The organism is Segatella salivae DSM 15606, from assembly GCF_000185845.1.
Taxonomy (GTDB): domain Bacteria; phylum Bacteroidota; class Bacteroidia; order Bacteroidales; family Bacteroidaceae; genus Prevotella; species Prevotella salivae.
Map to the genome: position 1 here is coordinate 2,715,980 of NZ_GL629647.1, position 12,980 is coordinate 2,728,959.

Sequence of the window (12,980 nt, forward strand, 5' to 3'; positions counted from 1 at the left end):
TCGTTAGTCAACGCAGTTCATGAACTCAGTGCAGCCTTATGAACTTTGTTTTTGAGGCAGGGTGATAGGGAATAACTTACTGTCTACATGCTCTTTATAAATGATGTCAATCATCTTTTGAACCACTTCAGGGTGTAAGGCAGCCACATCGTGATCTTCATGTAAATCATTTGCGAGGTTGAAAAGATGCGGAACACCCTTGATAACCACAAGTTTCCAGTCGCCCATTCGCACTGCAATTTGGTTTGTTTCGGCAAATTCCCAATAGAGATATGGGTGGTGTTGCTGTGCATTCTCATGGCCAAGAAGCGTTGGAACGATAGAGATGCCATCAAAATAATCGTCTTTTGAGCGTTTGTTTCGATAGCGTTTTGCATAGTTTTTCACGCCAGCAAGGTCGCAGAATGTAGGCATAAGATCGTAGAAAGCGAATGGAGTGGTGTTCACTTTTCCTGCTTCTATGTGGCCCTTCCAATAGGCAATGAATGGTATTCTGATTCCTCCTTCAAAACATTGTCGCTTGATTCCCCGCAACTTTCCATCGCGATTAAAGAATGAAGGGTCTGCTCCTCCCTCTTCATGTGGGCCATTATCACTCGTAAAAATGACGATAGTGTTGTCGTCAAGTCCCTTTTGTTTCAACACGTTTACAATCTCTCCAACGTATGCATCGAGTCGCGTGATCATGGCAGCAAACTGTGCATGCGTGTGCACTACAGCGTTATAACGAGATGCTTCCTGTCCTCCCCAGGTCTTATCTGTAAAGAATCGTCGTTTGTAGAAAGCCAAAAGAGAGTCGTTGGGCTGTGCAAGTTCGGCATGAGGCAACGTATATGTGAAGATGCCGAGAAAGGGTTTGTCGGCCGTTTGCTTCTTAAGCCATTGTAAAGCGTGCTGATGAATGAGATCAGCAGAGTAAGATTGGCGCTTGGAATAGTCGTCTCCAAACATCGGATAAGCGATATTGTCTTCTAAGACGACACGCTTCACGCCCTTATCTCCCAGAGATCGGCTGTAGGAATTAAGGAAATTAGGATAATAAAGATGGGCTTGGAACTGGCAAATATAGCCAAAGAATTCGTCAATTCCACGTTTGTCGGGAGTTGATTCAGAACCTTCGTAGCCGCCAGCCCATTTACCAAACATCCCCGTTTGATAGCCATTAGCCTTCAAAATTTCGGGAATGATAACATGGTTAGGGTCATAAGGATGCTGGCCTACAATGGCAAAGTCTCGGTTATTGCCATAAAGTACAGTATTCTTTGTGCTCCAATATTCTTTGTTTCCACGTACTTCGGTGTGCCCCGAATGTTGTCCCGTCATGAAACAAGCGCGTGATGGTGCGCTGACGGGTGCTCCAGCATAGGCTTGAGTGAAGCGCATGCCGTCTGAAGCAAGTCGATCGATGTTGGGAGTCAATATATATCGTTGACCATAACAGGCCAAATCGCCGTATCCCATGTCGTCACACATGATGTAAACGATGTTGGGTTTGTGTGTTTTGTGTGCCAAAGCAGGGACTGCACTGAGCCAAACCATCTGGGTAAGTGCTATTGAAGATAAAGTCTTCATGATGTATCTATCGTTAGGTATAAAGGATTTCGTGTTGTAAATGTATATATATTTTTTGAGCTATACATTCATTTTAACGAATATTATGATAAGAATCTTTGCTCGAAGGCATTGATACCCGTAACTCAGTATTTGTTCGTGTGGCAGCAAAAACTTCTGAAACATCTTATTCTAACTATTCAACATTATTGAAGTTAAAGTAATATTAGCACCAATTTTGAATTAAAAATCGTTCCGGTTGAGAATATTTTCTCAATCGGAACGTTATAGTATAAATGCTGTTTAATGCCATTCTACACAATGAGAATCTATAACCCACAAAATATTACCTATTGATGAATAAAAGAATTTTATTGTTATTGTTCATAGCTTTGTCGCTATGCGTGTCGTCATTTGCTATAAATGAAAAGCCGTTTACTATCCCCGAGGTGAAAGAATGGAAAGGACTTGATGGCTCAATTGCCCTTTCTGGCCGCATCATCTATAAGGGATTAGAAGAAAAGAAAGTGGCACAACAGTTGGCCGATGATTATCAACAACTCTTTGGAAAGCAACTAACGCTTGTACAGGATAAGGCACGTAAAGGTGACATTGTATTGAGATTAAAGGCCGAAAAGGCTTTAGGCGAAGAAGGATATACGATGTCTATACACGACGCTCCTATTCTTTCGGCCAACGATAGCAAAGGACTTTATTGGGCAACACGCACCTTGTTGCAGCTGCTTGAACAGCATCCGTCCCATGCTTTGCCACGAGGAGAAATTCGAGATACGCCTGATTATCCCTTCCGTGGCGTCATGTTGGACTGTGGTCGCAAGTATTTTCCAATGTCAATGCTACGCCAGTATGTCAAGATGTTAGCCTATTATAAGATGAATGTCTTTCATATTCATCTGAATGACAATGCCTTTCAGTGGTTCTATAACAACGATTGGAGTCGCACTCCGGCTGCTTTCCGCTTGGAAAGTGAATGGTTTCCCGGACTAACGGCACGCGATGGGCATTATACAAAGCATGATTTCATCGCGTTACAACAGCTTGCTGATAGTCTTGGAATAGAGGTAATCCCCGAGATAGATGTACCTGCTCATTGCCTCGCTTTAACGCGGTTTCGTCCTAATTTGGCCAGTAAGGACTATCCACCCGACCACCTTGATCTCATGAATCCACAGACACAAGCCTTTTGTGACTCGCTGTTTACGGAATATTTGCAAGGAGAAAATCCTGTCTTTCGTGGCAAATATGTTCATGTTGGCACGGATGAATACTCTAATAAAGACCAGAAAGTCGTTGAGAAGTTCCGCGCTTTCACCGACCATTACATTCGTTTGGTGGAGAAATATCACCGAAAAGCGGTGATATGGGGACAGCAAACACACGCTAAAGGCACGACACCTATCAAGGTGAAAGACGTGCTAATGTATGCTTGGTCGAATGATTATTCAAAGCCAGATGAAATGATTAAGCTCGGCTATGACCTTATAAGTATTCCTGATGGACAAGTATATATCGTGCCAAAAGCTGGTTATTACTATGACTATCTTGACACAAAGCGACTCTATAACACTTGGACTCCAGCGAATATCAATGGTATGCAGTTCCCAGAACGCCACAAACAAATTAAAGGAGGGGCTTTCGCGGTGTGGAATGATATAGAAGGTAACGGCATAAGTGATAAGGATGTGCACTATCGCGTGTTACCCGCCATGAAGACTTTAGCTACAAAGATGTGGACAGGGGCTAAGCCTTCATTCGATTATGCAACTTTTGTCAGTCGCGGAAAGGCGTTGAGTGAGGCTCCAGGAATGAACTATGCAGGACACTATCCCACAGGAGTTGTCTATCAGCAGAAGGTTGTTTCTCCTGAAACGCGTTTGGAATGTCCTCAAATTGGATGGCATTATCGCGTGAGTTTCGATATTGATGCACGCTCAGAAGCACGCGGAACAACGCTTTTCTACTATGGCGATACCCGCTTTTATCTGTCAGATCCTATTTCCGGGAAACTCGGTTTCTCGCGTGACGGCTATCTCAACACGTTCGATTATCAGTTCTTTCCTGGTGAGAAAGTACGTGTATCCATTGTTGGTGACAAGGAAAAGACATCACTCTTTGTTAATAATCACCTCGTAAGTGATTTGCCTGTGCGCAAGATTAACTTCGGAAAGCGTGGTGATATGTATTATATCAGCACCTTAGTCTTTCCATTACAGCACACAGGAGCCTTTAACAGCCACATCACTAATCTCAAAGTAGAAGGCCTGGAGTGACGAATTATGGGCAGTTTTGCTTGATTTCAGTCCGCCGTTAAGTGCGATTGAATATGTCTTTTTTTATGAAACACACGACAGTTCGCTTCTCTTGATGAGAAGGGGGCTGTCGTTTCTTTTTGTGCCTGCCAATTCCTTGATTTGCAGTCAGCTATAAAAGGTCTCATGATTTGAGTCATTTCATGCGCTGATTTGCATCATTTTATCGCGCAAAACAAGTCTAATGACACGCCGCTTTGCATCAAATCATTTTGTCATTTGCTATGGAGTCCTCAAAGAAACCATAACACCTACGGCGTGGAAACATTTCTGTTGTACTATGTTTAATGTCAACCCGCTTGAAAAAGGTACAACACTTACAGCGTTGTTCCCCACACAACACGCACACTCCCAGGGTAGTCTGCACTATCGTTTGACAACCCTGGGCTATCAAAGGTACAACGCTTACAGCGTTGATTCACACATTCCATGATACAATTAATTTCATTCAATAACTTGATTTAATGGTGCATTAAATGGAAATACATAACACCTACGGCGTGGATTCATATATTTCACAACATAATTTGCTTGTTTTCTGATTTTTTTTCTTTATATTTGTCACGTTGATTTTTAATATTTCGGATATGCTTAAAAAGTCATTTCTTTTATGTTTTACATGTCTTTGTAGCCTCATGGCATGGGGACAGTCCAAAGACTATGCACATTTTCAAGCGTTGTTAAATCGAAAAGACACGGCAGCACTGCGCAAATTCATCCCCCAGTGGGAACAAAGAGCGGGACAATCAGGTGATATCTATGCTGCTTGGTGCAATCTTTTGTTGATGGAAGCACGCCATGAAGTGTTGCAACTCTCGGCAGATACGGCGGTAAATAACGGGCTTTTGCTGACAGATTCAACCGGAAATAAGGCCGGATCTATTACAGATCAGGTGTACTATGATGCGAAAACCATGCACAAACTCTACCAAAAGTTTGCTGAAGGCTTGGCAAAACATCCCGACAGACTTGATCTTTGGTTTGGTAAAATCCATGTGCAGCTGCTTGAAAACCATTCAAAAGAGGCTGTTGAAACGATGAAACAAGTGATCGATCGCTCGGTGATTAATCACCAAAAATGGCTTTGGACAAACGATAAGTCTACTCCTTCGGCTCCTGAAGAGTTCTTCTTCTCAACGCTGCAAGACTATTTTCGTCAGCTCTATGATGCGCAAGAAGATGATGTTAACATGAGTTTTGTTGACCATGTGCTAAAGAATTATCCCAAGAACATTTACTTTTTAAACAATAAAGCGGCGTTGTTGTCTGTAAAAGGAGAGAAGCAAGAGGCTTTAAAAGTATTGCTTCAACTCTACCAATTGGCGCCCGATGATGACATTGTTGTAGCTAATATTGCCACCCTTTCTAAGGAAACCGGCAACAAGAAACAAGCTGAGGAGTTCTATAAAAAGCTCTTGAAGAGCACAAACGAGGATATTCGCAATGAAGCTAAGCATGAGTTGGGCGTAAAAGATTAGTGGAATCATTGATGAAAAAGCGTTTTTAAGATGAAGAGAATCAAAGTCTTTGGTTTGTGCTTTGCGTTTACTTGCCTTTTGGTTGGCTGTCAATCTACATCTATTCGACCAGAAGTTGAGCGCATTATCCAGCGGATTGGCAGGTCGTATACGCCGGGACCGGTGGGCTACGAGGGCCGATTGACACATCAAGATAAGTTTATCGACACCTTGGAACAAGTGGCTACGGTTGATGAACTCTATCAGATAGCAGCCTCAGATAGCGTGCCAATGGCGCGTTATGCAGCCTTTATTGCGCTCTTGAGAAAGCGTCCTGACATGGCCAAAAACCTTGCTTTGTTAGATATACAGAATCAAAGCATAGTGCCAGCTCAATATGGTTGTAGTGGTTATGAAGAGCCGTTGGCTAATCTTCGCATAGAAATCCTTCAGCGAAAAGGCCGACAATATGGGCTGACCAAAGCCGATTCTGTGGCTATTGATAGTTGTATCTTGTTTGCTTCTAATGCCAAACATATAGATTATCTCAGGCATTTGTTATGGCGAATGCCGCCACATCGCGCCTATTATCAACGTGTAAAAGCGCTCTTCTTAAACGACCATTACATCGAAGCCTTAGTCACTTTAGCGCGTTATCGCAAGCCCGAAGACGTGCAATACGTATTAGATGCACTCCACGGAAGAGTGGAAAATCCTATTGATGTTGAGGCTTATAGAGTCGATTATGAACATATTTATGCACCAAGTACCACGATATGGGAGAAGATTCAGCGTTGGATTCACCCCGAAAATCAATCTGTTGAACCTTATAGATGGTTTGATATGTTAGATGATATCCATGCACGTTGGAAGTATATTCCTGAAGATGACAACTATAACAATCGTGAAAGTGTGAGGGAATATGCCTTGCAATGCGTAGTCGAAAATCCCGATGTGCCGGCTTATAAGCCTTATCTTAAAGCAGCAAAAGCCTACCGCAATAGGTAAACGGGCTATGATTCAGACTTTAATGTGTGTTGATATGAAAGAAAAGAGTACTTTTTTCATGGTGGCTTTTGTAGTTGTTGTGCTCACCGCTTGTGCCACTTCAAGGCGGCAATTAGCTTTAAGTGGCACACCTTTGGCTGTAGATAGTGTTACAACAAAAAGCGATACGGCAGTTGACCGCACACTAATTATCTATTATGATCGCAGTATTGGCAAGCAAGCGCTATTGAATTTTGTGCGTATTAAGCAGTGTAAGCTCATCTATAATTACGTTAATTTCAATGCCATTGCCATTCGTTTGGCTCCGCAACTTGACAAGAAAAAGACGATAAACGAGCTTCGGGAAATGAAAGGAGTGCTGCAAGTTGCAGAAGATCGTGTGTTACATTTAGACGAACATCGCCTCGATTGACCATTCAAAGTATAAGTAAAGATGAACTTCATGAAGCATATAGACAAAATACTTTTTGTTATAGGAGCAATTGCTTTCGGTCTTTCTTTCCTTGATTCTAACGATCGTCAGGGGCTTATTTTGGGCATATCATTCATGCTTCCACTGCTCATTAACTGGTTTTTTGAGCTCGAAATCGTGGGAAGGTGGACCTTGCGACATTGGCGACTGATAGATGTGATGCGACAAATAGGGCTCGTTTTACTCATTATCTTTTGGTTATTGTTTGTTTGGTTAATGGCTTTGGGGACAATGAATGCCCGTCCTCATGACTTAATGCCCTTTGTTGTGGTCGTACTTGCTGGGCTGTTTACCCTCTATGCCTACCGTCATTACTTTATGTTTTGGCGCTATCGGCATTGGTTTTTCCGTCAGGAGAAGACGATAACCAGCCGAATTGATGGTGGCTGGGGATGCTTTGGACAGGCTTCAAACACATGGTTTGAATATAAAATTAAAGAAAATCATGTTGTTATTGCAAAGCATTACCTTCGTTTGGAGCCTTCTTTATCTGATGAAAAGCTAAGGATGTTGCGGGCAGAAGTGGCCCAAACATTAGCAGCATGGCCTCATATTGTAACATTGAATGAGACAATAGAGAGCGACTTTTTAGTTTCGTTTGAAATGAAAATCATGCGAAGTGATTTGTCAAAAGCACTTCTTGGTGCGCTTTATGACCTTTGTTTGCGACTTGAAAAGCTGCAATATCACGGGGCATATTACTTTCATGACACGACAAGTTTTAGTGGAGAGCTTTGGGAAAAGATAGAGAATGGAAATCTGACAGCCTGGGTTTATCGGCAAGATGAGCACTGGTGGGGACAGGAACAACATGATTTTTACGAATATCCTGATGACCTTCCCGAAGAAGTTAACGACGAACTCTGTTGCTATGATGATGGCTTTATTGATTGTCTTATTACAGATCAGATAATCACGGAAGCCGAGTGGAAACAGGTTTGGGATGAAGCGAGAAAACAGATTACAATAAATTAAGTGTATGGGAATAGGGTTTACTATCGTGATTTGGGGAATAATATTCTCTGTGTTGGCTGTTGTCTTAGGAATTTTAGCAGCTCTTGGCGTTCGTATTTGCTGTAAACCAAAAGGAAGAGGGCAAAAAATGGTGTTGGCATTCCTTACTCCCGGACTGGCAATCTTTGTTTATGCAGTGTGCAGTGTGCTTTATATGGCCATGATTTCCATCGTGTTTCATGTAGATTTAGGCATTGGTGATGGCTGGTATGTGCCATTAAATAAAGTTTATTCCCTGTCTTCTGTCGACTATCCGGAGAACGGATCGATTACCAAAGGAAACGAAGTTGTGTTAGCACCTGTGACCAAAGTGCAGGTTGTTGGCCATCGGGTGATAGGTAAGGGCGAACAAAAGTATTTCATCTTTGACTTAAACACGGGGAAGGTTTCCTATGCAGCAAGTATTCAGATGCTGCAGAAACAAATGCACTTAGCTAAGATTGACTTGGTGGATAATAATACGTTCTATTGGGAAAAGCGTAAAACGGCCTATATCATCGGTGGTGTTTTATGTCTGATGATAACGTTGTTGGTGGTTGTTGGCTATTGGAAAGTAGGACTGTATAAATAGAAATAGGGGAGTTGAAAAGCGTAGTTAAAAAATAGAATGTTAGTTTTTAAGTAATAAAAGGAGAAAGAGAATGAATAAAAACAATGGAATTTCAGCGTTTAAAATTAGCCAAACGCAACATAAGAGAATGAAGATGGCACTATGGGGGATAGGTATTCTACTTGCTTTTCAAAGCATAATGGATCCCCTTTTTCATTCAAGTTCATACAATGTGGTTCTGGTGTTGCTGGTGCCTATACTCAAAAGTAAAGTCTTTTGGTTGCTGTTGAATGGGGCGATAGTGGCATGTTCGGGTTATATTCTTAATGTATTGCGCGTTGCCTTGAAGCCATTTTCCAAGTGGGCACCTTGGTTTTGTTTGGCTTTTATCTTCATGTTGGCACTGAGTTGCATTTTGAATATCATGAATACATGGTACATTATGAACTCCAATTTCAATGAGTTTACAATGGTAAGTACGTTGCAGATGATGCTCATGTGCACTTATTGGATGTTGCAAGGCATGTGGTTTGTGTTGGTATGTATCTTAATTTTCAACTTCTCGGGGCGCATAAGAGAAAATGGTTGGGTATTATTTGCACTCTTATTGATAGAGAAAGTTTGTGATCTTCTATTCATTCGTGTGATTGTAACCTTAGCTTCGATGCCTTGGTTGTTTATTAATTTGTTGACGTCGAGCCTTTATTTGCTCTTATATTACTTTATTTATAGATGCTTTGAAGTGTCAAACGACGAGGCAATCGCATAGCGATAGTGAGATCATGATTAAGATATTAAGATTTATTTTCTATTTGTTTGTAGCCTTTGTGCTATTTTTTATGTTGCTTTTTAGCTTCGATTCGCCAGCTATAATGGATAATTTGAAGCTCGCAGTACCGATAGTTCTATTGGCCGTCTTCCTTTTCTGGAGGCTGAGAATGCATCAATAGGAAACACGCTTGTGTGCTTTTGTATGAAGGTACGTATCAAAAAAATGCTGTCAGAGACTTATTTCTGACAGCATTTTTTATCAGTTTGCTTTATGATTTACTTTTCTTTAGCAATGACTTCATAAACATCGGCTTTACCAATCAGTTCGATGCGGGTAGCTTTCTTTGCTACTTCGACCGTGAAGAAAGGTTTATCGGTAGTTTGTTCTGCCATGAGATGATTGCGTTTGTCATACTGACAGATACGTATAGAACCATCTTTTGGTAGGTCGAGCATAAAGGTATAGGCTATTGTTCCTTTTGAAATATCGAATGAAAGTGTACCTGTGTTTTTGAAAGCCGTATTGGGTTGGCGATCGAAGGCACGGAGAATCATGTCTGCACTGCTATTGTCGCTGGCCGAAGCACGTAGAGATGAGGTAGTCGGCACAACCACAAATGAACGGATTGAAGCCCAATTCTTGCGGTCAGAAGTTAGTCGGCGCAATCTGATGTAACGTGCGTTTACAGGCTCGTTAGACTTCCATTGAATGTCATATTGATTGCGGAGATCAGCCAAAAGTGGTTGCCATGTCTTGCCATCTGTAGAATATTCTAACGTAGCATGGTCGAAATAATCGCTGTCATCCTTAGAGTTTCTTCCTTGAAGGATATGTACTTCCTTGATACTCTTTGTCTCGGGAAGTGCTATTCCAATCCAATCGCCATCCTTTTGTCCTTCACCTGAGGTGTAGAAGGTTGCGTCGTCGCCATCTAACATCAGGTGGCTTTGCGTTGTACGGAGGTTCTTATATGAGCCAATTCCACGCAAACTAAATGCTTTATGGCCTGATTGTTGTTCGTAGAATGCATTGCCAAGGTCTTCCATTGCATGCTCATAGAAGGGTTGAAGCTTCATGGTTCCCGACTTATGTGCCTCGTATGCCTGCTTATCTTCAAGGCTCATGCGATTTGAAAGATAGGCATTCCAGAACTTTTGTGCATCACCTGAGCGATAGATATCCATGAGTTCGATAGCTTTTTTGCCCCGTTTGCCGAGCTTACCAAACTCAATGAGCCAGGGCTTTAGCTCTTTCATCAGCAGCGAATCGGTGCAAGCGGTCTCGATTTCTGACGGAGCTTTTGCCACACGTTCAAACTCATTGTAAAGCGAGTCGCGTTTCGCTTGCGTGTAATCTGCCAGGCGGAAAGTCTTTGTTTCCCACGATTCGTCTCGTCGGTAGCCTGTTTCGGTGTCGGCAGAATGTATGGCAAACGTGCGATAAGCCTTCGTTGCATGAGGCATCATGACTGATAAGCCACGCTCCCAACTATCAATGGGGTTATAAACAGAAGGGTTCCAAGTGTAGTCTGCCACACTATAGAGGGATAGTTTTGAGGCTTCTCCATGCTCCATTGGGTTGCTAACGAGGCCGCACATGTCTTTACTTGTCAAGGAAGTATCAAGCCCATACACGGGGCCTTGTAGGATTAGATTGCGTACATAGTCTGTAACGGCATAGTTCCACCAAAAGAAAGCCGGTCTCTTTATACGGCTATCAACCCATTCCAGCGTGCTTTTTGTGACATCACTGCATACGACATCGCCTGTCCAAAACACGCGAACGGAAGGGTCAAGTGTGCGGCCATAGATGGCCAAAGGACCATTTTCGCCTGGATTTGCCCATAACTTTGAGTAGTCAGTAGGGCAGATGATGAGTGAAGAAACATCCCCTTTAGGTTTCACAAACTCTTTGGTTAAGCGATTTAATAACTCAACTTGTCGGTTAGGATTAGTTCCTTCGCCTGATATATCATCAAAGAAGATTGCAAAAGAACGTACACCATCGGCATACATAAGATTGAATTTATGAACTAAATTCTGGTAATCTTCTTCGTTCCATTGAATGTCTTTACCAGGGTGAATGGCCCAAACGAACTCCACACGATTACGTTTACATGCTTCAACGAGCTCCTTAATATTCTGTTGTTCCTTTGCAGGATAAGGTAAACGCCAGTTGGGTGAGCTGTGATAAGGGTCGTCTTTTGGTCCATAAATATAAGTGTTGAGCTTATATTTGCCATAGAATTTAATCAGCGACAAACGTACTTCGTGTGACCACGGAGTGCCATAGAAGCCTTCAACTACGCCACGATAGGGGAAAACGGGGGCGTCGTTAATCTCTAAACAAGGTAGTTTTTTACCACCTTCAGCCACAGGACTCTCCATAATCTGGCGTAAAGTCTGAATTGCATAGAATACGCCCAGGTCTTCGGAAACCTGGATAGAGATTCCCTTCTTTGTGATTTTGAGCGTATAGGCCCCATCAACAGCGGGGTTATCGCTAAGGCCTTTCGCACAAACTTCGGGTATCTTAACAAATTGAATGCTTAAAGGCACCCCTTTAACCGCAGGAGACAAGAAGTCGAGGTCTTTCCAATAGTCCCATGATGTCTTTGCTTTTGTTCGTGGTTGAATGAGTTTTATACCACCAGTAACGTCTATTGATTCTCCATTGATTAGCTTTAAATCGATAGGAGTGGGATTAATGATAAGACCATGATGGTTGATTTTCTTTCCAGGTATAGGGTTTACAAGCTGTACTTCGGAGCGTTGGCTGCCTAAATCAAACTCATTTTCCTGTGCTTGGAGCGTTGTTAGCGCGCATAAGCCTAAGGAAAAGATTGCAAGAAGTCTTTTTGGTCTCATATAGGTTTTTATTGTTTAGTGTGTTATAAAATATGTCGTTGGATGCTGTTATATATCCATGCAAGATGGAATTACAATCTGCATGACAGGTGAGAATGCTGCTTCTCTGAGAAAATTACTTGAAGATCGAAAAGTTAACACTGCCATAACTGCGATGCTCAACAAAGCGTTCGTGAGCTGAGAAATCATAGTTTTTGCCATGTTCGAAGACAAAGATGCCTCCATCTGCAAGCAAATCGCCATCTAATATGAGGTCAGGAATCTTGGGAAGTTCCTTTAATGCATAAGGTGGATCAGCGAAAATAAAGTCAAATTGCTCATGACATCGCTTGATAAAACGGAAGACATCGCCCCTGATAAGTATGTCTTTATCCTCTCCAAGCTTTGAAAAACACTGGCGAATAAAGTTAAAATGGTCACGGTCGGCCTCCACACTGACCACCTGTTTGCATCCTCTACTAACGAGCTCTAATGAGATGCTGCCTGTGCCGGCAAAGAGATCAAGCGCCGATATGCCTTCAAAGTCGATATAACCTTGCAGCACGTTGAAGATATTCTCCTTTGCAAAGTCGGTCGTTGGTCGTGCTTTGAATGTTCGGGGGATGTCGAAATGCCGTCCTTTATACGTTCCTGTGATGATTCTCATAATGTTTTTCTATCTACCTTTAATAAATAATGTCATCATGTCGAAAGGCAAATCCTTTATCTTTGTGATAGGTGCGCGGTTGAATTCTGCCATCGGATTGATGACCGAAACTTTCTGAACATACTCTTTTAAGTTCGCAGAAAGCAACTCGCGATCAGGCAAAACACCGCATAGATGCAGCTCATCTTCGTGGGCATCAAAGTTCAACTGTTTCCAAACATAAAGTATATAATAAGCGGCATCATTATAGTTGGTCACGTCATATCGGTTGCAAAAACGGAAACGATTCTTACGAAAAAGAGAACACTTCCAT

At 42.2% G+C, this 12,980-nt stretch carries 12 protein-coding genes; 7 read left to right on the forward strand and 5 right to left on the reverse strand.

Going from position 1 to position 12,980, the window contains the following annotated elements; genetic code table 11:
* Nucleotides 1-36 precede the first annotated feature (36 nt).
* Nucleotides 37-1,572 carry an arylsulfatase gene (locus tag HMPREF9420_RS10645; RefSeq protein ID WP_007135685.1) on the reverse strand — a complete coding sequence of 512 codons (1,536 nt, stop codon included), beginning with the start codon at nt 1,570-1,572 and terminating at the stop codon, nt 37-39.
* A 335-nt stretch (nt 1,573-1,907) separates the two neighbouring features.
* Here HMPREF9420_RS10645 and HMPREF9420_RS10650 point away from each other — a divergent pair, with 335 nt between their 5' ends.
* Complete coding sequence (locus HMPREF9420_RS10650; protein ID WP_007135686.1) at nt 1,908-3,842, forward strand: family 20 glycosylhydrolase; 1,935 nt, start codon at nt 1,908-1,910, stop codon at nt 3,840-3,842.
* Nucleotides 3,843-4,198: 356 nt separating this feature from the next.
* Here the strand turns inward: HMPREF9420_RS10650 and HMPREF9420_RS14290 are convergent, their stop codons facing one another.
* Nucleotides 4,199-4,333 (reverse strand): hypothetical protein, encoded by a 135-nt coding sequence (locus HMPREF9420_RS14290; protein ID WP_007135687.1) that lies wholly within the window; start codon nt 4,331-4,333, stop codon nt 4,199-4,201.
* Between the two features lie 135 nt (nt 4,334-4,468).
* Between HMPREF9420_RS14290 and HMPREF9420_RS10655 the strand changes: the two genes are divergently transcribed.
* From HMPREF9420_RS10655 to HMPREF9420_RS10680, 6 genes are all read left to right on the forward strand, one after another.
* Nucleotides 4,469-5,359, forward strand: coding sequence for a tetratricopeptide repeat protein (locus tag HMPREF9420_RS10655; RefSeq protein ID WP_248628108.1), 891 nt, complete (start codon nt 4,469-4,471; stop codon nt 5,357-5,359).
* 30 nt (nt 5,360-5,389) lie between these two features.
* Nucleotides 5,390-6,346: a hypothetical protein gene (locus tag HMPREF9420_RS10660; RefSeq protein ID WP_007135689.1), complete on the forward strand. Its 957-nt coding sequence runs from the start codon at nt 5,390-5,392 to the stop codon at nt 6,344-6,346.
* A 34-nt stretch (nt 6,347-6,380) separates the two neighbouring features.
* A complete protein-coding gene (locus HMPREF9420_RS10665) occupies nt 6,381-6,758 on the forward strand; it encodes a hypothetical protein (RefSeq protein WP_147625669.1) in 378 nt (125 codons plus the stop codon).
* Nucleotides 6,759-6,788: 30 nt separating this feature from the next.
* The gene (locus tag HMPREF9420_RS10670; protein WP_147625670.1) at nt 6,789-7,793 is read left to right on the forward strand and encodes a hypothetical protein; all 1,005 of its coding nucleotides are present in this window, start codon (nt 6,789-6,791) and stop codon (nt 7,791-7,793) included.
* 4 nt (nt 7,794-7,797) lie between these two features.
* Nucleotides 7,798-8,403, forward strand: coding sequence for a hypothetical protein (locus tag HMPREF9420_RS10675; RefSeq protein WP_007135692.1), 606 nt, complete (start codon nt 7,798-7,800; stop codon nt 8,401-8,403).
* A 70-nt stretch (nt 8,404-8,473) separates the two neighbouring features.
* Entirely contained in the window at nt 8,474-9,151 is a 678-nt protein-coding gene (locus tag HMPREF9420_RS10680) for a hypothetical protein (RefSeq protein ID WP_007135693.1), read from the forward strand.
* A gap of 278 nt (nt 9,152-9,429) precedes the next feature.
* On the opposite strand, the gene HMPREF9420_RS10685 is transcribed toward HMPREF9420_RS10680, so the two are convergent.
* From HMPREF9420_RS10685 to HMPREF9420_RS14785, 3 genes are all read right to left on the reverse strand, one after another.
* Nucleotides 9,430-12,021 (reverse strand): beta-N-acetylglucosaminidase domain-containing protein, encoded by a 2,592-nt coding sequence (locus HMPREF9420_RS10685; RefSeq protein ID WP_007135695.1) that lies wholly within the window; start codon nt 12,019-12,021, stop codon nt 9,430-9,432.
* A gap of 115 nt (nt 12,022-12,136) precedes the next feature.
* A complete protein-coding gene (locus HMPREF9420_RS10690) occupies nt 12,137-12,667 on the reverse strand; it encodes an RsmD family RNA methyltransferase (protein ID WP_007135696.1) in 531 nt (176 codons plus the stop codon).
* A 9-nt stretch (nt 12,668-12,676) separates the two neighbouring features.
* The coding region (locus HMPREF9420_RS14785) for a DUF3822 family protein (protein WP_248628109.1) at nt 12,677-12,980 on the reverse strand (304 nt) is incomplete at its 5' end.

What these genes read in the sequence shown, in the direction of transcription:
- HMPREF9420_RS10670 (WP_147625670.1), top strand. Translation starts at nt 6,789, where the DNA reads ATGAAGCATATAGACAAAATACTTTTTGTTATAGGAGCAATTGCTTTC.
- HMPREF9420_RS10655 (WP_248628108.1), top strand. Translation starts at nt 4,469, where the DNA reads ATGCTTAAAAAGTCATTTCTTTTATGTTTTACATGTCTTTGTAGCCTC.
- HMPREF9420_RS10650 (WP_007135686.1), top strand. Translation starts at nt 1,908, where the DNA reads ATGAATAAAAGAATTTTATTGTTATTGTTCATAGCTTTGTCGCTATGC.
- HMPREF9420_RS10645 (WP_007135685.1), bottom strand. Translation starts at nt 1,572, where the DNA reads ATGAAGACTTTATCTTCAATAGCACTTACCCAGATGGTTTGGCTCAGT.
- HMPREF9420_RS10690 (WP_007135696.1), bottom strand. Translation starts at nt 12,667, where the DNA reads ATGAGAATCATCACAGGAACGTATAAAGGACGGCATTTCGACATCCCC.
- HMPREF9420_RS10685 (WP_007135695.1), bottom strand. Translation starts at nt 12,021, where the DNA reads ATGAGACCAAAAAGACTTCTTGCAATCTTTTCCTTAGGCTTATGCGCG.
- HMPREF9420_RS10665 (WP_147625669.1), top strand. Translation starts at nt 6,381, where the DNA reads ATGAAAGAAAAGAGTACTTTTTTCATGGTGGCTTTTGTAGTTGTTGTG.
- HMPREF9420_RS10660 (WP_007135689.1), top strand. Translation starts at nt 5,390, where the DNA reads ATGAAGAGAATCAAAGTCTTTGGTTTGTGCTTTGCGTTTACTTGCCTT.
- HMPREF9420_RS10675 (WP_007135692.1), top strand. Translation starts at nt 7,798, where the DNA reads ATGGGAATAGGGTTTACTATCGTGATTTGGGGAATAATATTCTCTGTG.
- HMPREF9420_RS10680 (WP_007135693.1), top strand. Translation starts at nt 8,474, where the DNA reads ATGAATAAAAACAATGGAATTTCAGCGTTTAAAATTAGCCAAACGCAA.